This is a genomic window from Pseudomonas aeruginosa (genome assembly GCF_001457615.1).
GTDB lineage: Bacteria > Pseudomonadota > Gammaproteobacteria > Pseudomonadales > Pseudomonadaceae > Pseudomonas > Pseudomonas aeruginosa.
Genome location: NZ_LN831024.1, coordinates 1,837,602 through 1,857,994, shown reverse-complemented (window position 1 = coordinate 1,857,994; position 20,393 = coordinate 1,837,602). Strand labels below are relative to the sequence as shown.

The following is a 20,393-nucleotide window of genomic DNA, read 5'->3' as shown; positions in this document are numbered from 1 at the left end:
GGGCTCCTTTTCCCGGAGCCCCATCCTCGCAGAAGGTGCCGCAGGTCGTCGACGCGTGGCGTTACTGCGGTACCTCGACGCTGATATGGATGGCGTCGTGGCGCCAGAACTCCAGGTCGCAGTCGATCAGCCGACCACGCTGGTCGCGGTTGATCCGGCTGATGCGCAGGGCCGGGCTGCCCACCGCCACCTTCAGCGGCGCCGCAGCCTCGGCATGCAGTGCGGTGGGCACCATGTCGAAACGCACCCGCCCATAGTGGATGCCGTACTCGCTGGCATAGAGTTCGGTCAGCGAGCGGGTCAGGTCGTGGCCGAGGATCCCGGGGAAGTACTGCGCGTTCAGGTAGTGCTCGACATACAGCACCAGCCGCCCGTCCACCCGCCGCGCCCGGCGGATCTGGTAGACGCTGGACAGCGCCGGCAGCTCCAGCAGCTCGCAGACCGCCGCGCTCGCCGGCATCTGCCGGGCCGACAGAACCTCGGTCGCCGGCACCCGGCCCTGTTCGCTGACCATCGCATGGAAGTGACTGCGGACCAGCGGGTTGTAGGCCAGCCGCTCGGGGGAGACGAACCAGCCGCGGCGCTCCTCGCGGTAGATCAGGCCCTGCGACTCCAGTTGGATCAGCGCCTCGCGCAGGGTGATCCGGGTCGTCGCGAACAGCTCGCTGAGCTTGCGCTCGGCCGGCAGCTTGCCACCCGCCGGCAGCAGACCATGGCCGATCTGCTCGCTGAGCGCCCGGCAGATCGCCGTTACGGTGGGTAGCGCTTCGTCACGCATCGACAGCTTCCTTATTGGTCTAGTCCAGCCCCAACAAGGGGCATTTCCGCCGGCCCGCCCTGTGCCTCCGGCTCGTCCGATGCTAGGAAACCCAGATGACCGGGACGTGACAGCTACAAGACAACGGTCTTCCCGGAGGCGCCCGGCGCCCATGGAATCGAGGGCTTAAGCATGGTCTACGCTTCTGCGGATGCAAGCCGCGGCGATGCCAGGCGCGGCTAGCTGACATGAAACCGTCATCCAGCGGCTCTAGATTGGCCTGGGTCTTGCTGATCTAGACCACACCCGCGGCAGTCCCGCCCGAAGGAGCGTCGAGAACTCCCGAGGCTGCCCGACCGAACCTCTCGAACGAAGGAGCACCGAATGAAACGCATGCTTGCTTCATTGCTGGGAACCGCCATCGCCCTCGGCAGCGGCCTGGCGTTGGCCGCCGAAGCGGACCTGCAGGCGCTGGAACAGGCCGCGCGCAAGGAAGGCCAGGTCAACAGCGTCGGCATGCCCGACAGCTGGGCGAACTGGAAGGACACCTGGAAGGACCTTGAGAGCAAGTATGGGCTCAAGCACATGGATACCGACATGAGTTCGGCCCAGGAGCTGGCCAAGTTCAAGGCCGAGAAGGACAACGCCAGCGCCGACATCGGCGACGTCGGCGCCGCCTTCGGCCCCATCGCCGTGCAGCAGGGCGTCAGCCAGCCGTACAAGCCGAGCACCTGGGAACAGATCCCGGCCTGGGCCAAGGACCAGGACGGCCACTGGGCACTCGCCTACACCGGGACCATCGCCTTCATCGTCAACAAACAACTGGTGAAGGACGTACCGCACAGCTGGGCCGACCTGCTGCAGGGCAAGTACAAGGTCACCATCGGCGACGTCAGCGCTGCCGCCCAGGCGGTCAATGGGGTGCTCGCCGCGGCCATCGCCAACGGCGGCGACGAGAAGAACATCAAGCCGGGCCTGGAGTTCTTCGGCAAGATCGCCAAGCAGGGCCGCCTGTCGCTGACCAACCCGGTGATCGCCACCCTGGAAAAGGGCGAGGTCGAAGTCGGCATCGTCTGGGACTTCAACGGCCTCAGCTACCGCCAGCAGATCGACCCGGAGCGCTTCGAGGTGCTGATCCCCTCGGACGGCTCGGTGATCTCCGGCTACACCACCATCATCAACAAGTACGCCAAGCACCCGAACGCCGCCAAGCTCGCCCGCGAGTACATCTTCAGCGACGCCGGACAGATCAACCTGGCCAAGGGCAACGCGCGACCGATCCGCGCCGAGAGCCTGACCCTGCCGGACGACGTGAAGGCCCAACTGCTACCCAACGAGCAGTACGCCAAGGCCCAGCCGATCAAGGACGCCAAGGCCTGGGAGGAAACCTCCAAGCGCCTGCCGCGGCAGTGGCAGGAAGCGGTGATCATCAACATGCAGTGACGCGGAGCGCGGCCGCCCTCCCCGGCGGCCGCCCCGCATCGACGGATACCCCGAATGCGCCACGACGTCATCCTCGTCCTGCTGGACGGCCTCAACCACAGCGTCGCCCGCGACTGCATGGGGCATCTCCAGGCCCTCTGCGGCGCCGGCCGCGGCCAGTCGTACCGCCTGGAATGCGAGTTGCCTTCGCTGTCCCGGCCGCTCTACGAATGCATCCTCACCGGAGTGCCGCCGATCGATAGCGGCATCCTGCACAACGACGTGGTCCGCCTGAGCCAGGAACAGAGCCTGTTCCACTACGCCCGCGCGGCCGGCCTGAGTACCGCGGCAGCGGCCTACCACTGGGTCAGCGAACTGTACAACCGCGCGCCGTTCGACCCGGCCCGCGACCGCCACACCGACGACAGCGCACTGCCGATCCAGCGCGGACACTTCTACTGGAGCGACCACTATCCGGACTCGCACCTGTTCGCCGACGCGGAAAGCCTGCGCCGCCGGCACGCACCGAACTTCATGCTGGTCCACTCGATGAACATCGACGACGCCGGGCACAGGCACGGCCTCGCCAGCCCCGCCTACCGCAACGCCGCGCGGCGCGCCGACGCACTGCTGTCGGAATACCTGCACCAGTGGCTGGCGGCCGGCTACCAGGTGGCGATCACCGCCGATCACGGAATGAACGAGGACCGCAGCCACGGCGGCATCCTCGAGGAGGAGCGCGAGGTGCCGCTGTTCGTCTTCGGCGACGCCTTCAGCCGCGACGACCTGGCGCAACCGCTGCAGACCGACCTCTGCGGCACGCTCTGCGAAATCCTCGGCGCCGCCCACGACAAACCCGTCTGCCGGGAGCTGCTCGCCCCATGAAACGACTCTCCGGCAAATGGCTGGCGCTGCTGTTCCTGCTGCCCTTCGCGGCGTTCTTCGTGATTTTCCAGATAGCGCCGCTGGCCTGGGTCGCGCTGAACAGCCTGAAGGCCAGCGACGCCTGGAGCCTGGCCAACTACCTCGAGCTGTTCGGCTCGCCCTTCTACCGCCAGGCGATCCGCCACAGCCTGGAGATCGCCGGCTGGTCGAGCCTGCTCGGCCTGCTCATCGCGGTGCTCGGCAGCCATTCGCTGCGCCACGTCGACAGCCGCCTGCGCGACTTCGTCATGGCCTTCTCCAACATGACCAGCAACTTCGCCGGGGTACCGCTGGCGTTCGCCTTCATCATCCTGCTCGGCTTCAACGGCGCGCTGACCCTGTTGCTCAAGCAGGCCGGCTGGATCGACGACTTCAATCTCTACTCGAAGACCGGCCTGATAATCCTCTACACCTATTTCCAGATCCCCCTCGGGGTGATGCTGCTCTACCCGGCCTTCGACGCCCTGCGCGAGGACTGGCGCGAGTCCGCCGCGCTGCTCGGCGCCAACGGCTGGCAGTACTGGCGACACATCGGCATCCCGGTGCTGACCCCGGCGCTGCTGGGCACCTTCGTCATCCTCCTGGCCAACGCCCTCGGCGCCTACGCCACGGTGTACTCGCTGACCACCGGCAACTTCAACGTGATCCCGATCCGCATCGGCGCGCTGGTCGCCGGCGACGTGTTCCCCGACCCGAACATGGCCAGCGCCCTGGCCATGGTGCTGGTCGGCCTGATGACCCTGATCACCCTGGTCCACCAATGGCTGCTGCGCAGGAGCTACCATGTCGCGCGCTGATCGACGTCCTGCCGCGCTCTACCATCGCCTGGTGGTCTGCGCGCTGTTCCTGATCCTGGTCCTGCCGCTGGCGGCGACCCTGCTCTACTCGCTGGCCACCCAGTGGTCGGCGACCCTGCTGCCGGACGGCCTGACCCTGAAGTGGTACCTGACGCTGTGGAGCGACCAGCGCTTCCTGCTGGCCTTCGCCCGCTCGCTGCTGGTCTGCTTCGGCGCCCTGGCGTTCAGCGTGTTGCTGATCCTGCCGCTGATGTTCGTCATCCACTACCACTTCCCGCGCCTGGACGGCGTAATGAACGTGCTCATCCTGCTGCCCTTCGCGGTGCCGCCGATCGTCTCCTCGGTGGGCCTGCTGCAACTCTATGCCAGCGGGCCGCTGGAAATGATCGGCACGCCCTGGGTGCTGGTCGGCTGCTACTTCACCATCGCCCTGCCGTTCATGTACCGGGCGATCACCAACAACCTGCAGGCGATCAACCTGCGCGACCTGATGGACGCCGCCCACCTGCTCGGCGCCAGCACCTGGAAGGCGGCGCTGCTGGTCGTGCTGCCGAACCTGCGCAAGGGCGTGATGGTGGCCCTGCTGCTGTCGTTCTCCTTCCTCATCGGCGAATTCGTCTTCGCCAACCTGCTGGTCGGTACCCGCTACGAGACCCTGCAGGTGTTCCTCAACAACATGCGCAACAGCAGCGGCCACTACACCAGCGCAGTGGTGGTCTCCTACTTCGTGTTCGTCCTGGTCCTGACCTGGGCGGCCAACCGACTGAACAAGGACAAGGCCTGATCATGTCGTTCGTCAGCGTCGAACAGCTCGACAAGAGCTACGGTGCCACCAGCATCTTCCGCGATATCGACTTCGCCGCCGCCCGCGGCGAGTTCGTCACCCTGCTCGGCCCCAGCGGCTGCGGCAAGTCCACCCTGCTGCGCTGCATCGCCGGGCTGACCGAGGTCGACAGCGGGCGCATCCTCATCGACGGCGAGGATGTGGTGCCTTTGCCGCCGCAGAAGCGCGGGATCGCCATGGTGTTCCAGAGCTACGCGCTGTTCCCCAACATGACCGTGCAACAGAACGTCGCCTTCGGCCTGCGCATGCAGAAGGTGCCTGCGACGGAACTGAAGCAGCGGGTCGCCGAAGCCATCGAACTGGTGGAACTGGGCGAGTACGCCGCACGCTACCCGCACCAACTCTCCGGCGGCCAGTGCCAGCGCGTGGCGCTGGCCCGCTCGCTGGTGACGCGCCCGCGCCTGCTGCTGCTCGACGAGCCGCTGTCGGCCCTCGACGCGCGCATCCGCAAGCACCTGCGCGAACAGATCCGCCGCATCCAGCAGGAGCTGGGGCTGACCACGGTGTTCGTCACCCATGACCAGGAGGAAGCGCTGACCCTGTCCGACCGCATCGTCCTGATGAACGCCGGACGCATCGTCCAGAGCGGCGACGCGGAGACCCTCTACACCGCGCCGGAAAACGCCTTCGCCGCCGGCTTCATCGGCAACTACAACCTGCTCGACGCCGAACAGGCCAGCCGCCTGCTCGGCCAGCCCTGCGCGCAACAGGTGGCGATCCGCCCGGAATCCCTGCGCCTGGGCAACGAACCGAGCGAAGGCGTGCCGGCGCTGGTACGCTCGCACAGTCTGCTCGGCAACGTGATCCGTTACCGCGTCGAGGCCGCCGGGGTGGAGCTCACCGTCGACGTCCTCAACCGCAGCGCAGACCGCCTGTATCCGGCCGGCAGTCAGCTGACGCTGGTCATCGATCGCAACAGTATTCGAGAGGTAGCTTGATGAGCCTGGTGATCTTCGACCTGGACGAGACCATGATCCACGGCGACTGCTCCAGCCTGTGGAGCCAGCGCATGGCGAGTCTCGGCTGGGTCGACGAATCCTTCGTCCGCCGCGACGCCGAACTGATGGAGCAGTACGCCGAAGGCAAGCTGTCCATGGACCTGTACATGGACTACACCCTGCAACCGCTGATCGGTCGCAGCGTCGAGGAAGTCGAGCGGGAAGTGGAGGCCTACGTCGAGGAGGTCATCGAGCCGCTGATCTACAGCGACGCCTGCGCCTGCCTGGCGCGCCACCGCAGCGCCAACGACCGGGTGCTGATCGTCTCCGCATCCGGGGTGCACCTGGTCAAGCCGATCGCGGCGCGGATCGGCGTCGACGAAGTCCTCGCCATCGATCTCGAAGTGCTCGACGGACACTACACCGGCCGCACCCTCGGCACCCTCACCTATCGCGAAGGCAAGGTATTGCGTCTGCTCGACCTGCTGGAAGGAGACGATCGCCAACTGGCCGACGCCTGGTTCTATTCGGACTCGCGCAACGACCTGCCGCTGCTGAAGCTGGTCGGCCATCCGAACACGGTCAATCCGGACCCGACCCTGCTCGCCTACGCCAAGGAAATGGGCTGGCCGGTCAACGCCTGGCGCTGACAGGCTCGCTGCGAAAGCGCGAGCGGATCGCGCTTTCCATCGCCTCGCCGAAGCGGCCCTTCAGGCCAGCGACGGGTCCACCACCAGCACGACCTTGCCCTGCACCTGGTTGCTCGCCAACGCCTCGAACGCCGCCTCGGCGTCGACGATCGGGAAGGTTCGCTCCAGCTGCGCGCGGAGTTTCCCGGCGGAGAACAATGGCCAGACCTTCAACCCCAGTTCGGCGATCAACTGCGCCTTGAACTCGGCATCACGGGTACGCAGGGTCGAGCCGGTCAACTGGATGCGTTTGCCTAGCAGTTGAGCCAGGTCCAGTTGCGCCTCGCGGCCGCCCATCAGGCCGATGATCACCCAGCGCCCGTCGCGCCGCAGCAACTCCAGGTTCAACCCGGCATAGCGGGCGCCGACCGGATCGAGGATCACGTCGAACGGGGCGAAATCGCGCAGCGATTCCAGGCTCTGCTTGCGCAGCACGCCGCCGGCGGCGCCCAGGGATTCGCAGTAGGCCAGGCGTTCGGCGGAACCGACGCTGACCCAGCAGGGGTTGCCGAACGCCTTGCACAATTGGATGCCGGCCGAACCGACGCCGCTGGCGCCGGCGTGCAGCAGCACTTTCTCGCCGGGCTGCAACGCCGCCAACTGGAACAGGTTCAGCCAGGCCGTGGCGTAGACCTCCGGAATCCCCGCCGCCTCCGCCAGGCTCAGCCCTGCCGGGACCGGCAGTACGTGGCGCGCGTCCACCACCACTTCCTCGGCCATGCCGCCGCCGGCGAGCAGCGCGCAGACCCGGTCGCCGACCTGCCAGGTGCTGCCCGCGCCCACCTCGCTGACCACACCCGCACACTCGAGCCCCAGCGCCGGGCTGGCGCCGGGTGGCGGCGGGTAGAGCCCGGCCTTCTGCAACAGGTCGGCGCGGTTGAGTCCGGCGGCCGCCACGCGGATGCGGATTTCGCCCTGACCGCAGGACGGGGCGGCGATTTCCGACCACTCGACACGACCTTCGATACCTTGCAATGCGTTCACGCTGCCTCCATAGTGGGGTTGTCACGGCCCGATCACCCAGAGTCGGGCTTTTTGCATTGCGCCAAGGGAACCCGGCGCCGGCTAATAAGGCCTAATATGCGTCATTACTCCGCGATCAGTCGAATCAGCATGAAGCGTTTTCTGCCCCGTACCGCCCTGTTGCTCCTCCTCGGCGCCAGTTCGCTGCCGCTGTTCGCCTCGACCGCCGTCTCCGTCGGCAGCGCCCAGAATTCCTGGGACAGCCTGCAGCCGGACCGCGAGCAGGTCATCGCCAGCCTCAACGTGGTGGAACTGCTCAAGCGGCACCACTACAACAAGCCGCCGCTGAACGATGAACGCTCGGCCAAGATCTACGACAGCTACCTGAAGATGCTCGATCCGGCGCGGATGTACTTCACCGCCGGCGACATCGCCGAGTTCGATCGCTGGCGCAACAGGTTCGACGACTTCCTCAAGAGCGGCGACCTCGATCCCGGCTTCGTCATCTACAAGCGCCACCTCGACCGCCTGAAAGGTCGGCTCGACTACGCCCTGGCGATGCTCGACAAGGGCGTCGACAAGATCGACTTCAGCGTCGACGAGAGCCTGCTGATCGACCGCGAAAAAGCCCCCTGGGCGAAGGACACCGCAGAGCTCGACGACCTCTGGCGCAAGAAGGTGAAGGACGAGGTCCTGCGCCTGAAGATCACCGGCAAGGACGACAAGGCGATCCAGGAACAGCTCACCAAGCGCTACAAGAACCAGCTGTCGCGCCTCAAGCAGACCCGCAGCGAAGACATCTTCCAGGCCTACATCAACGCCTTCGCCCAGTCCTACGATCCGCACACCCAGTACCTGTCGCCGGACAACGCGGAAAACTTCGACATCAACATGAGCCTCTCGCTGGAAGGCATCGGCGCGGTGCTGCAGAGCGACAACGACTACGTCAAGGTCGTACGCCTGGTGCCGGCCGGCCCGGCGGCGAAGAGCAAGCAGATCGCCACCTCCGACAAGATCATCGGCGTCGCCCAGGGCAAGGGCGAAATGGTCGACGTGGTCGGCTGGCGCCTGGATGAAGTGGTCAAGCTGATCCGCGGGCCGAAAGGTTCCCAGGTACGCCTGGAAGTGATTCCGGCGAGCAACGCGCCGAACGACCAGACCAGCAAGATCGTCGCCATCACCCGCGAGGCGGTGAAGCTGGAGGACCAGGCGGCGAAGAAATCCATCATCAAGGTCGACCACGAAGGCCGCAGCTACAAGCTCGGCGTGATCGACCTGCCGGCCTTCTACCTGGACTTCAAGGCCTACCGCGCCGGCGACCCGAACTACAAGAGCACCACCCGCGACGTGAAGAAGCTGGTCGCCGAATTGCAGAAGGACAAGGTCGACGGCATCGTCCTCGACCTGCGCAACAACGGCGGCGGCTCCCTGCAGGAGGCCACCGAGCTGACCGGCCTGTTCATCGACCAGGGCCCGACCGTACTGGTGCGCAACAGCGACGGCCGCGTCGACGTGCTCAACGACGACGAAGGCAAGGCCTTCTATACCGGCCCGCTGGCGGTACTGGTCAACCGTCTCTCGGCCTCCGCCTCGGAGATCTTCGCCGGCGCCATGCAGGACTACCACCGCGCGCTGATCCTCGGTGGACAGACCTTCGGCAAGGGCACCGTGCAGACCATCCAGCCGCTCAACCACGGCGAACTGAAGCTGACCCTGGCGAAGTTCTACCGAGTCTCCGGTCAGAGCACCCAGCACCAGGGCGTGATCCCGGACATCAGCTACCCGTCCATCGTCGACGACAAGGAAATCGGCGAAAGCGCCCTGCCCGACTCGATGCCCTGGGACACCATCCGCCCGGTGGTGAAGGACGAGGCCAACCCGTTCAAGCCGTTCCTCGCGCAACTCAAGGCCCAGCACGACGCGCGCACCGAGAACAACGCCGACTTCGTCTACGCCCGCGAGCGCCTGGCGCTGGCCCAGGAGCTGATGAAGGAGAAGACCGTCAGCCTGAACGAGGCCAAGCGCCGCGCCCAGCAGACCAGCATCGAGAACCGCCAGTTGGCCATGGAGAACGCCCTGCGCAAGTCCAAGGGCCAGGAGCCGCTGAAGGAACTCAAGCGCGAGGACGAGAACGCCCTGCCGGAAGAGGACGACAAGACCAAGCCGCAGGACGACGCCTACCTCACCGAGTCCGGGCACATCCTGCTGGACTACCTGAACCTCAACTCGGCGGTGGCCAAGCACTGAGTTCAGCGGGAGCGTCATAAAACAGTCATGGGACTGTCGTGAAATACGGGGCCGGTTGCACAACCGGCCCTTTTTCATTGCGACGAGAGCGTTCCATGACCGTCACCGAGCAGTTGAGCGCCCTGGACAGCATCCTGGCCCACGGCGACCTGCACTGCCTGTTCCAGCCCATCCTCTCGCTTTCCGAACGGCGCCTGGTCGGCTACGAAGCGCTGACCCGCGGTCCGTCCAACAGCCCGCTGCACTCGCCCCTGGCGTTGTTCGCCGTGGCCCGCCAATGCGGACGGCTGAGCGAACTGGAACTACTCTGCCGACAACGCGCCTTCAGCCGCTTCCGCGACATCCAGGGCGACGCCATGCTGTTCCTCAACGTCTCCCCGGAGTCCCTCCTCGAAGCCGGCCATCCGCCCGGCCGCACCCTGCAATTGCTGCAACAGCTGGGGATCTCGCCGAACCGGGTGGTGATCGAACTGACCGAACAGACCCCCATCGACGACTTCGACCTGCTCGACACCGCGCTGCACCACTATCGCGCCATGGGCTTCTCCATCGCCCTCGACGACCTCGGCGCTGGCTACTCCAGCCTGCGCCTGTGGTCGGAACTGCGTCCGGACTACGTGAAGATCGACCGCCACTTCGTCGACGGCATCCACCTGGACACCGTGAAACGCGAGTTCGTCGGCTCCATCCTGAAGATGGCGCGGGCCTCTCGCGCCCAGGTCATCGCCGAAGGCATCGAACTGCCCGAGGAACTCGCGGTACTTAGCGAGATGGGGGTCGACCTGGTGCAAGGCTATCTGTTCGGCCGCCCGCAGGAACACCCGGCGAGCGACGTACAACAGATGCTGCCCAGCGCTGACGCCCCCAGCCAGTCTTCCAGCGACGAGCACGGCGACCTGCGTGCGCTGCTGCTGGAACAGCGCGCGGTCGACGTTCGCACCTCGACCCAGGAAGTGGTGGAAATCTTCCGCCGCCAGGCCAACCAGAACTCCCTGGCGATCCTCGACGAAGAAGGGCGTCCCATCGGCATCGTCCATCGCCACGCGCTCACCGACGCCTTGCTCCGGCCCTTCGCCTGCGACCTGTTCCTGCGCAAGCCGATCAGCCGCCTGATGAGCGACGATTTTCTCGCCGTGGAACTCGGCCAGACCCTGCAGCAGGTCAGCCGCCTGCTGACCAGCCGCGCACGCCAGCGTATCGAGGAAGATTTCATCGTCACCCGCGGCGGGCACTATGCGGGCATGGGCCGGGTGATCGACGTGCTCAGGCTGATCACCGAGGAAAAGCTCCAGCAGGCGCGGCACGCCAATCCGCTCACCTTGCTTCCCGGCAACGTGCCGATTCAGCAATGCCTCGAACGCCTGCTGCAACAAAGGCGCGAGGCGGTGATCTGCTACATCGACGTCGACAGCTTCAAACCCTTCAACGATCTCTACGGCTACGCCCGCGGCGACGAGGTCCTGCTGTGCCTGGCACAGTGCCTGAGCGAACGGATCGACCCGGGCAGCGACTTCGTCGGCCACATCGGCGGCGACGACTTCATGCTGGTGCTCGGCCCCGAGGACTGGCGCACACGGATCGACCGGTTGCTGGAAACCTTCCAGAGCCAATGCCGGCGCTTCTACAGCCGCGAGCACCTGGAAGCCGGCTGTTTCGTTGCGCACAACCGCCATGGCCAGCGCGAGGAGTACCCGCTGCTGTCATTGTCCGTCGGCGTGGTGCACCTACCGGCCGAAGCCTGCCAGGGAATGGATGCCGCGCACCTGGCGACGCTGGCCTCCGAGGCCAAGCGCCAGGCCAAGGCGGTGCCAGGCTACAGCCTGCACCTGATCGAGGCCGCCTGAACCGTTCGTTCAGCTAGAGACCGAGCGCGGACGCCCGTTGCGCATAGTGCTCGGCGCGCTCGCTGTCCGGCGCCAGGCCCGGGCCTCCATCGCGGTAGAGTTCCGCCAGCTTGCGCGCCGCCAGCGGGTGGCCCGCCTCTGCCGCTAGTGCCCAGTGGCGGCTGGCTGCCAGCGCGTCGGGCGCTTGCCGGCTGTCGCCCTTGAGCGCCTGCACGCCGAGCTGGTAGGCCGATTTCCCATCGCCCGCGCTGGCAGCCAGGCGCAGCAGGCGCAGGCCCTCCTCGCGTGCGCCGAAGCCCTGTCCACGGAACAGCAGCAGGTGACCGTAGAACGCCTGGGCGTCGCGGTGTCCGAGGTTGGCCATGGGCGAGAACTGCCCTTGCATCCACTGCCAGGCTCGCGGCTGCTTGACCAGCCAGGGCCAGCCCAGCAACTGCCGGGCCACGCCGTAACCGAGGCGGGCGCGCAGGCGCCAGATCCATTCAGAGTTCATCGGGATACTCGAATTCGAAGACACGGACCACTTCCGCCGCATGCCAGCCAGCCGCGGCCGGGCCGTCCGGCGGACCGGAAAAACGCCCGAGGCGCTCCACGCACTCGAAGAAACCGGTGCGCGGCAAGCGGCTTGCGCCCTGGCTGATGACCAGCGAACTGCGCAACGGACGCCCCGAGCGCGCATCCAGCGATGCCAGGTGCTCGAGAGCCGCGGTGAGGGTGGTCATCGCCGGAGTCGGCAGTTGCAGGCGCTCGATCAGCGCCCGGTAGGTGAGCAGATGACGCTGGCGACGCGCATCCTCGATTTCCAGCAGCAGGCTATCCCAGTGTTTACGGCTGATCAGCACACTCAAGGTCAGGCCCCCGTCGCTTTGCCCAGCACACGCTCCAGGGCGAACAGGATGGCCTCGCTGGCCTCGCGTTCGCCGCGTTCGATCATCGCCATGTAGGAAGGACTGATACCGACCTCCCGGGCCACCTGTTCCAGGCTCAGGCCGCGCGCCTCGCGGCGCTCCAGCAGGCTCGCGGATGGCACCGCCGGCGCGGTCGTCTCCACCGCGACACTGGCGGCCGGGCGACCGGCGGCGGCCAGCAACGCCTGGTATTCGGCCCAGGGCAACACCGCGTATTCCGCCTCGCCGTCTCGCGTGATCACTTGGACATTCATGTCGGTCTCCTTGCAAGCCGCCATCTTATCAGGCACCGCGCCGCTGCGGACTGGCTATACTGCTGCCCTGGTCACACAGTCTGCCTGGTGGAGGAGCCCACGGGTGCGCCGGAGAAGTCTTGGTTTGTGCATCCTGCTGGGAGTCGGACAGGCCTTCGCCGGCGAGCTGCGCTGGGGCTTCAGCCCCGCCGACGGCATGCCCTACGTGGACATCGTCGATCACCAGCTGCAAGGCGGCTTCACCCGCCAGTTGGGGGAGCGGGTCGCGCAGCGGCTGGGATTGTCGCTGCGTTTCGTGGAAACGCCGAACCGAAGGATCGACGGCTTCATGGCCAGCGGACATATTCACGTGATCTGCAACTCCAACCCCGGATGGGATAGCAAACCCGAACGCTACCATTGGTCTCCCGCCCTCTTCGAAGAGCAGGACGTCCTGCTGCAGCGCGACGACCGTCCGGCGATCCGCGACTTCGCCGAGCTGCGCGGCAAGACCCTGGGTACAAGTCTAGGCTATGTCTACGCGGACGATCTCATGCAGGCCTTCGCTGCCGGGGAAATTCGCCGCGAAGATACCCGCGACCTGGCCAGTCGCGTGCAGATGCTCAAGCGTTCGCGCCTGGACGCCGCGGTGGACATGCGCCGCCCGCTGCTCTACCTGACGCGCCAGCATCCCGAGCTGGGCCTGAGCGTCAGTCCGCTGGTACTGCAGAGCTATCGGATGCACTGCATCTATGGCGGACAACTGCCGGTCCCCGTCGAAAGTATGGACCGGGTGCTCGATGAGATGGTCAGGGACGGCAGCATCGGGCGCCTACTGGAAAACAGCCTGCAAGCGCCTCAGGAACCCTGAACGCGCTCCGCCCTGGGAGCCGGCAGCTCTCGCAGCGCCTGTTGCGTCTCGACGCCCTGGGCGTCACGCCAGACCTTGAAGGCATCCAGCTCGGCCTGCCAGCGACGCACTACCCAGGCCAGGACGGCGAGATCGTCGAGCAGGCCGACACCGAAGATGAAGTCGGGAACGATATCCACCGGCGAAAGGAAATAGGCCAGCGCCGCGATCACCGAGAGCAACGCCTGGCGGCTGAGTCCGCGGTATTCGCCGCGAACCCAGGCCACCAGCAGTTCCTGCAGCAGGCGCAGGTCGCTCTTCACCAGCTTCAGGCGCGAGCGCTTGCGTGCTACCGCAATCAACAAGGCGGGCACCCGGCCACGGGCCAGGAAACGTTCCGCGATCCCCAGGTAACGACTGAATCCTCGTGGTGCATCCATCCTTCCACCTCGCTCAAGCGCTTGCCGCCGAGGCTCTCCGGGTTATCCACGCATACTGTGGATAACCTTGTGAACAGCCCCCCCTTCCGTCGGCGAGAAGCCCGTCGCTACAGGCTTTCCGACAGATCGGACACTTTTTAGACAATGCTCTAAAAGCATTGAAAATCAAGGGTTTGACCTAGCGCAACGGACAACCCGAGGTCAATACCGTAGGTCGGGTCGACGTGCGACAAATGTGTGCATAAGGGTAACACCGGCCGTGCCCTCGACCTGTTTTCAGACCCTCGCGGCAGCGCCTGGGTTCAGCCGAATCCGCAAATGAAAACGCCCCGTCATGGACGGGGCGTTTCATGCATCGCGGCGGAAAAATTACTTCTTCGCGTCCGCCTTGGCTTCGGGCTGCGCTGCGGCACCGGCCTCGGGCTCCGCGTCCGGCTTGGACGGATCCTTGATGCCGAGCAGTTCCATGTCGAAGACCAGTACCGAGTTGGCCGGGATCGCCGGGCTCGGGCTCTGCGCGCCGTAGGCCAGCTCGCTGGGGATGTACAGCTTGATCTTCTCGCCGACGTGCATCAGTTGCAGGGCTTCGACCCAACCCGGGATCACGCCGCTGACCGGCAGGTCGATCGGGCTGCCGCGCTCGATGGAGCTGTCGAAGACGGTGCCATCGGTCAGGCGGCCTTCGTAGTGGACGGTCACCACATCGGTGGCCTTCGGTTGCGGGCCATCGGCCTTCTTCACGATTTCGTACTGGAGGCCGGAAGCGGTGGTGGTCACGCCGTCGCGCTTGCCGTTTTCCTCGAGGAATTTCTTGCCGGCCTTGGCGTTTTCGTCGCCGATGGCGGCCATCCGCTCCTCGGCACGTTTCTGCAGGAAGGCGAAGGCTTCGGTCAGCTCTTCATCGGTGAGCTGCTGCTTCTTCTTGCCGAGGGCGTCTTCGATGCCCTTGGCGACGGCTTTCGAATCCAGGTCGTCCATGCCTTCCTGGGACAGGCTCTTGCCCATGTTCAGGCCGATACCATAGGAAGCTTTCTGCGCCGGGGTCTTCAACTCAACGTTGGTCTGCGAATCGCAGCCGGAGAGAACCAGACCGACCAGTGCGATCGCTGCTGCCAACCGATGTTGTTTCATGCTGAGTCCTTTAATCTGTTCGCCGCTCGGGCATATTCGATGAAGCCGCGAGCTTAGCAGGCTGTCGCGACCAGTGGCTATGGGCAATAGGAACAGGTGCGCGCGGATAAGTTCAAGGCCGAACTTTCCGAAAAATGAAGGAGATAGCAGAACGAACGCGTGGAACGAGGACAGAAGAACAGCGGAAAGGAAGCGTCGAAAAACGTCGAATTATGAAACGGGAAGGAAGCGCAAGAGATACAGCGAAGGAAGGAAATGGCGCAGCGGACGGGACTCGAACCCGCGACCCCCGGCGTGACAGGCCGGTATTCTAACCGACTGAACTACCGCTGCGCGTAACTTGCGAGATTGGTGGGTGATGACGGGATCGAACCGCCGACCCTCTGCTTGTAAGGCAGATGCTCTCCCAGCTGAGCTAATCACCCTTCACTCTCGAAGTGGGGCGCATTCTACGGAGCGATTCGCCCCCTGGCAAGCCCCTCGATGAAAAAAATTTTCTGCCGTTCCAAGGAGTTAGCGACGGACCGGGGTTGGCCTGAGCCGCCAGCGGCGGAATAATGGGTCCTTTGTGCCCGGAGAGAACGACCCCATGTGGTTCCGCAATCTGCTCGTCTACCGCCTCACCCAGGATCTGCAACTGGATGCCGATTCCCTCGAGAAAGCCCTCGGCGAAAAACCCGCCCGCCCCTGCGCCAGCCAGGAGCTGACCACCTACGGCTTCACCGCGCCGTTCGGCAAAGGCCCGGACGCACCGCTGGTACACGTCAGCCAGGACTTCTTCCTGATCTCGGCACGCAAGGAAGAGCGCATCCTGCCGGGCAGCGTCGTGCGTGACGCACTGAAGGAAAAGGTCGACGAGATCGAAGCCCAGCAGATGCGCAAGGTCTACAAAAAGGAACGCGACCAGTTGAAGGACGAGATCGTCCAGACCCTGCTGCCGCGCGCTTTCATCCGCCGCTCCAGCACCTTCGCCGCGATCGCGCCGAGCCTCGGCCTGATCCTGGTCGACTCGGCCAGCGCGAAGAAGGCCGAAGACCTGCTCTCGACGCTGCGCGAAGCGCTCGGCTCCCTGCCGGTACGCCCGCTGAGCGTGAAGGTCGCGCCGACCGCGACCCTCACCGACTGGGTCAAGACCCAGGAAGCCGCCGGCGACTTCCACGTGCTCGACGAATGCGAGCTGCGCGACACCCACGAGGACGGCGGCGTGGTCCGTTGCAAGCGCCAGGACCTGACCAGCGAGGAAATCCAGCTGCATCTCACCGCCGGCAAGCTGGTCACCCAGTTGTCCCTGGCCTGGTCGGACAAGCTGTCCTTCGTCCTCGACGACAAGCTGGCGGTCAAGCGCCTGCGCTTCGAAGACCTGCTGCAGGAGCAGGCGGAAAAGGACGGCGGCGAAGACGCCCTCGGCCAGCTCGATGCCAGCTTCACCCTGATGATGCTGACCTTCGCCGAATTCCTTCCGGCGCTCTTCGAGGCCCTCGGCGGCGAAGAAATCCCCCAGGGCGTCTGACGCCCCGCTCTCCCGGCGGCGCCCGCCGCTGGGAGAGTCGCGCCCGGCATGGCAGACTGGCGGCCGTCCAATAACAAGGAAAGCCCATGCGTGCCCTGACCGCCCTGAGCCGTTTCGTCAGCGCCAGCTTCCCGTTCTGGGTCCTGCTGTTCGCCATCCTCGCCTTCTTCCGGCCGGCCTGGTTCCTCCCGCTCACCGTCGCCATCGCGCCGCTGCTCGGCCTGGTGATGTTCGGCATGGGCCTGACGCTCAAGGGCGAAGACTTCCGCGAGGTCGCCCGGCACCCCATACGGGTGCTGATCGGCGTGCTGGCCCAGTTCGTCATCATGCCCGGCCTGGCCTGGTTGCTCTGTCGCCTGTTGCAGTTGCCGGCGGAGATCGCGGTGGGCGTGATCCTGGTCGGCTGCTGCCCCGGCGGCACCGCTTCCAACGTGATGACCTGGCTGTCCCGTGGCGATGTCGCCCTGTCGGTGGCGATCACCTCGGTGACCACCCTGCTCGCCCCGCTGGTCACGCCGGCGCTGGTCTGGCTGCTGGCCTCGGCCTGGCTGCCGGTGTCGTTCGCGGCGATGTTCCTGTCGATCCTCCAGGTGGTGCTGGTGCCCATCGCCCTCGGCCTGCTGGCACAGCGCCTGCTCGGCGAGCGCACCCGACAGGTGGCGGAGGTGCTGCCGCTGGTCTCGGTATTCAGCATCGTGGTGATCATCGCCGCGGTGGTGGCCGCCAGCCAGGCGCGGATCGCCGAGTCCGGCCTGCTGATCATGGCCGTGGTGATGCTGCACAACGGCTTCGGCCTGTCGCTCGGCTATCTCACCGGCAAGCTGACCGGCATGCCGCTGGCACAGCGCAAGGCCCTGGCCATCGAAGTCGGCATGCAGAACTCGGGGCTCGGCGCGGCGCTGGCCAACGCCCATTTCTCGCCCCTGGCAGCGGTGCCCAGCGCGCTGTTCAGCGTCTGGCACAATCTCTCCGGTTCGCTGCTGGCCGCCCTGTTCCGGCGCATGGAAGATACGCCGCGTTGAACTGGGTCCCGGTCGGGAAGCCTTGTCCCGACCGATGAACCATGCAAAATACCGCACGCAGTGAGGACGACCTCACCACCCGCCTCCGGCCGGTGATCGAATGGGGACGGCCCCGCCACCCGTTGCCCTGGAGATCGCCATGTCCTGGATCATCCTGTTTTTCGCCGGCCTGTTCGAAGTGGGCTGGGCCGTTGGTCTGAAATACACCGAAGGCTTCAGCAAGCCGCTTCCCACGGTCCTCACGGCGCTCGCCATGCTGGTCAGCCTGGGCCTGCTCGGCCTGGCCATGAAGCACCTGCCGCTGGGCACCGCCTATGCCGTCTGGACCGGGGTCGGCGCGGTCGGCACGGTAATCGCCGGGATCGTCCTGTTCGGCGAATCCATGGCATTGCTGCGCCTGGCCAGCGTCGCGCTGATCGTCTGCGGACTGGTCGGCCTCAAGCTGAGCCATTAGACATCCATCGAATATGCTCCGAGGGGTATCGCTTTCCGCAGTTTTATCGCGTACTCTGCGACCACTGTGCTTGCTTGGGTCACAGTGAATCGTGACCTGGTGTGGTAGATCTCGGTCCGCTCATCGCCTCGGCTCCTCGTACTCTTTGCAACTCAGTACCTACCGGCTCGGATATTTCCGTCGCCGCAATCAACTTTGTTTCAGGAGTTACACCATGTCGAATCGTCAGAACGGCACCGTAAAATGGTTCAACGACGCCAAAGGCTTCGGCTTCATCACCCCGGAAAGCGGTAACGACCTGTTCGTTCACTTCCGTTCCATCCAGGGCACCGGCTTCAAGAGCCTGCAGGAAGGCCAGAAGGTTTCCTTCGTGGTCGTCAACGGCCAGAAAGGCCTGCAAGCCGACGAAGTACAAGTTGTCTAACTTGTAGTTCGCCAAAAAAAGCCCCGGCATCGCCGGGGCTTTTTCGTTTCTGCGGATCGATCAACGAGCTTCGCCGCGCAAGCTCGTCACCCGCGCCTGCAGGTCGAGGCGCTCCACCGCCCCCGGCGCCACCGATTCGCCGGCCACCAGGCTTACCCGCGACCACAGGCGGCGGAAGAAGCCCTTGTTCGGGTCGCGGCTGAAGAAGCTGCCCCACAGGCCCTGCAGCGCCATGGGGACCACCGGAACCGGGGTTTCCTCGATGATCCGCTCGATCCCGGCGCGGAACTCATTCATCTCGCCGTCGGCGGTCAGCTTGCCCTCAGGGAAGATGCACACCAGCTCCCCGTCCCTCAGGTAGTCGGCGATGCGCTGGAAGGCTCGTTCGTAGATCCCTTCGTCCTCGTGGCGCGCCGCTATGGGCACCGCGCCGGCGGTGCGGAAGACGAAGTTGAGCACCGGCAGCGAGAAGATCCTGTAGTACATGACGAAGCGCACCGGCCGCCGGATCGAGCCGGCGATCAGCAGCGCGTCCACGTACGAGACGTGGTTGCACACCAGCACCGCCGCTCCCTCGTCCGGGATCGCCTCCAGGTTCACATGCCGGACCCGGTACATGGTGTGGCTGAGCAGCCAGACCAGGAAGCGCATGGTGAACTCCGGGACGATCTTGAAGATGTACACGTTCACCGCGACGTTCATCAGCGACAGGGCGAGGAACAGTTGTGGGATCGACAGCTTGGCGACGCTGAGGAAGAGGATCGAGACCAGCGCCGCGGCGACCATGAACAGAGCGTTGAGGATGTTGTTGGCGGCGATCACCCGGGCCCGCTTGTCTTCGTCGGTGCGCGCCTGGATCAGGGCGTACAGCGGTACGATGTAGAAGCCGCCGAAAATGCCGATGAACAGGATGTCGGCCAGCACCGCCCAGGTCTCATGGTGGCGCAGCACCGCCAGCCAGTCGTAGGGCGCCTCGCCTGGGGGAATGCCGCCGGCGTGCCACCAGAGGAGGATGCCGAAGACGGTCAGGCCGATCGAGCCGAACGGCACCAGGCCGATCTCCACCTTGCGACCGGAAAGCTTCTCGCACAGCATCGAGCCCAGCGCGATGCCCACCGAGAACACGGTGAGGATCAGGGTCACCACGCTTTCGTCGCCGTGCAGCCATTCCTTGGCGAAGGTCGGGATCTGCGTCAGGTAGACCGCGCCGAGGAACCAGAACCAGGAGTTGCCCACCAGCGAGCGCGAGACCGCCGGGCGCTGGCCGAGCCCCAGGCGGAGGATGCTCCAGGACTGGGCGAAGATGTTCCAGTCGAGCTTCAACCCCGGCAGCGCCGCCGCCGCTCGCGGAATGCCGCGGCTGGCCAGGTAGCCGCAGGCGGCCACCAGCACCACCGCGGTGGCCACCGCCGCCGCGTAATGCGCATGGGACATCAGCACGCCGGCGCCGATGGTGCCGGCCAGGATCGCCAGGAAGGTGCCCATCTCCACCAGCGCGTTGCCGCCGACCAGTTCGTCCTCGTGCAGGTGCTGGGGCAGGATCGAATACTTCACCGGGCCAAATAGCGCCGAGTGGGTGCCCATGGCGAACAGCGCGACGAACATCAGCGGCAGGCTGCCGAAGACGAAGCCGGCAGCGCCGACCAGCATGATGCCTACCTCGGCCAGCTTCAGCGCGCGCATCAGCGCGTCCTTGTTGTACTTCTCGCCGAACTGTCCGCCCAGTGCCGAGAACAGGAAGAACGGCAGGATGAACAGCAGTGCGCAGAGGTTGACCAGCAGGCTGCGGTCGCCGCTGACGCTGAGGTGATAGAGGATGGCGAGGATCAGCGACTGCTTGAAGATGTTGTCGTTGAAGGCGCCGAGCAGCTGGGTGATGAAGAACGGCAGGAAACGCCGCTTGCCCAGCAGGGCGAATTGCGAATGTTGGGTCATCGTCCTTGTTACCTTGCGTGGCCGCCGAAAGGAAGCCCGTCATCGATTGGACTGCATGGAC

At 65.5% G+C, this 20,393-nt stretch carries 21 protein-coding genes and 2 tRNA genes; 13 read left to right on the top strand and 10 right to left on the bottom strand.

The features are described from left to right. Window positions 1-61: 61 nt before the first annotated feature. Window positions 62-778 (bottom strand): UTRA domain-containing protein, encoded by a 717-nt coding sequence (locus tag AT700_RS08580; RefSeq protein ID WP_003091585.1) that lies wholly within the window; start codon window positions 776-778, stop codon window positions 62-64. A gap of 363 nt (window positions 779-1,141) precedes the next feature. Between AT700_RS08580 and AT700_RS08575 the strand changes: the two genes are divergently transcribed. The 6 genes from AT700_RS08575 to AT700_RS08550 are packed head-to-tail and all read left to right on the top strand — an operon-like array spanning window position 1,142 to window position 6,332. Continuing rightward, the gene (locus AT700_RS08575) at window positions 1,142-2,200 is read left to right on the top strand and encodes an ABC transporter substrate-binding protein (RefSeq protein ID WP_003091586.1); all 1,059 of its coding nucleotides are present in this window, start codon (window positions 1,142-1,144) and stop codon (window positions 2,198-2,200) included. 54 nt (window positions 2,201-2,254) lie between these two features. Continuing rightward, window positions 2,255-3,064, top strand: a complete 810-nt coding sequence (locus tag AT700_RS08570; protein WP_003114798.1) for an alkaline phosphatase family protein — start codon at window positions 2,255-2,257, stop codon at window positions 3,062-3,064. Continuing rightward, window positions 3,061-3,900 carry an ABC transporter permease gene (locus AT700_RS08565; RefSeq protein ID WP_003091588.1) on the top strand — a complete coding sequence of 280 codons (840 nt, stop codon included), beginning with the start codon at window positions 3,061-3,063 and terminating at the stop codon, window positions 3,898-3,900. The genes AT700_RS08570 and AT700_RS08565 overlap by 4 nt, the downstream gene beginning before the upstream one ends. Continuing rightward, window positions 3,887-4,684, top strand: a complete 798-nt coding sequence (locus AT700_RS08560; RefSeq protein ID WP_003091589.1) for an ABC transporter permease — start codon at window positions 3,887-3,889, stop codon at window positions 4,682-4,684. The genes AT700_RS08565 and AT700_RS08560 overlap by 14 nt, the downstream gene beginning before the upstream one ends. A gap of 2 nt (window positions 4,685-4,686) precedes the next feature. Further along, window positions 4,687-5,682 (top strand): ABC transporter ATP-binding protein, encoded by a 996-nt coding sequence (locus AT700_RS08555; RefSeq protein WP_003162228.1) that lies wholly within the window; start codon window positions 4,687-4,689, stop codon window positions 5,680-5,682. 32 nt (window positions 5,683-5,714) lie between these two features. Beyond that, window positions 5,715-6,332, top strand: a complete 618-nt coding sequence (locus AT700_RS08550; RefSeq protein WP_134568645.1) for an HAD family hydrolase — start codon at window positions 5,715-5,717, stop codon at window positions 6,330-6,332. A 60-nt stretch (window positions 6,333-6,392) separates the two neighbouring features. Here AT700_RS08550 and AT700_RS08545 read toward each other — a convergent pair whose 3' ends face one another. Then, window positions 6,393-7,355: an NAD(P)H-quinone oxidoreductase gene (locus AT700_RS08545; RefSeq protein ID WP_004345021.1), complete on the bottom strand. Its 963-nt coding sequence runs from the start codon at window positions 7,353-7,355 to the stop codon at window positions 6,393-6,395. A 129-nt stretch (window positions 7,356-7,484) separates the two neighbouring features. On the opposite strand from AT700_RS08545, the gene AT700_RS08540 reads away from it, so the two are divergent. Both AT700_RS08540 and AT700_RS08535 read left to right on the top strand, forming a co-directional pair. Then, entirely contained in the window at window positions 7,485-9,581 is a 2,097-nt protein-coding gene (locus tag AT700_RS08540; RefSeq protein ID WP_003091593.1) for a carboxy terminal-processing peptidase, read from the top strand. Between the two features lie 95 nt (window positions 9,582-9,676). Continuing rightward, the gene (locus AT700_RS08535; RefSeq protein ID WP_023117033.1) at window positions 9,677-11,425 is read left to right on the top strand and encodes a bifunctional diguanylate cyclase/phosphodiesterase; all 1,749 of its coding nucleotides are present in this window, start codon (window positions 9,677-9,679) and stop codon (window positions 11,423-11,425) included. Between the two features lie 13 nt (window positions 11,426-11,438). Here AT700_RS08535 and AT700_RS08530 read toward each other — a convergent pair whose 3' ends face one another. The 3 genes from AT700_RS08530 to AT700_RS08520 are packed head-to-tail and all read right to left on the bottom strand — an operon-like array spanning window position 11,439 to window position 12,587. After that, window positions 11,439-11,918: a sel1 repeat family protein gene (locus tag AT700_RS08530; RefSeq protein ID WP_048520888.1), complete on the bottom strand. Its 480-nt coding sequence runs from the start codon at window positions 11,916-11,918 to the stop codon at window positions 11,439-11,441. Beyond that, window positions 11,908-12,273 (bottom strand): hypothetical protein, encoded by a 366-nt coding sequence (locus AT700_RS08525; protein WP_003114793.1) that lies wholly within the window; start codon window positions 12,271-12,273, stop codon window positions 11,908-11,910. The genes AT700_RS08530 and AT700_RS08525 overlap by 11 nt, the downstream gene beginning before the upstream one ends. Window positions 12,274-12,275: 2 nt before the next feature. After that, window positions 12,276-12,587, bottom strand: coding sequence for a helix-turn-helix domain-containing protein (locus AT700_RS08520; protein ID WP_003091597.1), 312 nt, complete (start codon window positions 12,585-12,587; stop codon window positions 12,276-12,278). Between the two features lie 103 nt (window positions 12,588-12,690). Here AT700_RS08520 and AT700_RS08515 point away from each other — a divergent pair, with 103 nt between their 5' ends. Then, a complete protein-coding gene (locus AT700_RS08515) occupies window positions 12,691-13,437 on the top strand; it encodes a substrate-binding periplasmic protein (RefSeq protein WP_003143488.1) in 747 nt (248 codons plus the stop codon). On the opposite strand, the gene AT700_RS08510 is transcribed toward AT700_RS08515, so the two are convergent. The 4 genes from AT700_RS08510 to AT700_RS08495 form a co-directional block, all read right to left on the bottom strand. Beyond that, window positions 13,425-13,856, bottom strand: a complete 432-nt coding sequence (locus AT700_RS08510) for a YkvA family protein (RefSeq protein ID WP_003114790.1) — start codon at window positions 13,854-13,856, stop codon at window positions 13,425-13,427. The two genes, AT700_RS08515 and AT700_RS08510, sit on opposite strands and share 13 nt — an antisense overlap. 369 nt (window positions 13,857-14,225) lie before the next feature. Further along, entirely contained in the window at window positions 14,226-14,987 is a 762-nt protein-coding gene (locus tag AT700_RS08505) for an FKBP-type peptidyl-prolyl cis-trans isomerase (protein WP_003091600.1), read from the bottom strand. Between the two features lie 256 nt (window positions 14,988-15,243). Further along, a tRNA-Asp gene (locus tag AT700_RS08500) sits at window positions 15,244-15,320 on the bottom strand. A gap of 16 nt (window positions 15,321-15,336) precedes the next feature. Next, window positions 15,337-15,412 (bottom strand) — tRNA-Val (locus AT700_RS08495). A gap of 164 nt (window positions 15,413-15,576) precedes the next feature. Between AT700_RS08495 and rdgC the strand changes: the two genes are divergently transcribed. The 4 genes from rdgC (at window position 15,577) to AT700_RS08475 (ending at window position 18,397) form a co-directional block, all read left to right on the top strand. Beyond that, window positions 15,577-16,497: a recombination-associated protein RdgC gene (rdgC, locus tag AT700_RS08490; RefSeq protein WP_003091601.1), complete on the top strand. Its 921-nt coding sequence runs from the start codon at window positions 15,577-15,579 to the stop codon at window positions 16,495-16,497. 86 nt (window positions 16,498-16,583) lie between these two features. Then, the gene (locus AT700_RS08485) at window positions 16,584-17,519 is read left to right on the top strand and encodes a bile acid:sodium symporter family protein (protein ID WP_003452887.1); all 936 of its coding nucleotides are present in this window, start codon (window positions 16,584-16,586) and stop codon (window positions 17,517-17,519) included. 139 nt (window positions 17,520-17,658) lie between these two features. Continuing rightward, complete coding sequence (sugE, locus tag AT700_RS08480) at window positions 17,659-17,973, top strand: quaternary ammonium compound efflux SMR transporter SugE (protein ID WP_003091603.1); 315 nt, start codon at window positions 17,659-17,661, stop codon at window positions 17,971-17,973. A gap of 214 nt (window positions 17,974-18,187) precedes the next feature. After that, window positions 18,188-18,397, top strand: a complete 210-nt coding sequence (locus AT700_RS08475) for a cold-shock protein (protein ID WP_003115568.1) — start codon at window positions 18,188-18,190, stop codon at window positions 18,395-18,397. A gap of 60 nt (window positions 18,398-18,457) precedes the next feature. Here the strand turns inward: AT700_RS08475 and AT700_RS08470 are convergent, their stop codons facing one another. After that, on the bottom strand, window positions 18,458-20,332 hold the full coding sequence (locus AT700_RS08470; RefSeq protein WP_010793244.1) for an MFS transporter: 1,875 nt from the start codon (window positions 20,330-20,332) through the stop codon (window positions 18,458-18,460). Window positions 20,333-20,393: the final 61 nt, after the last annotated feature.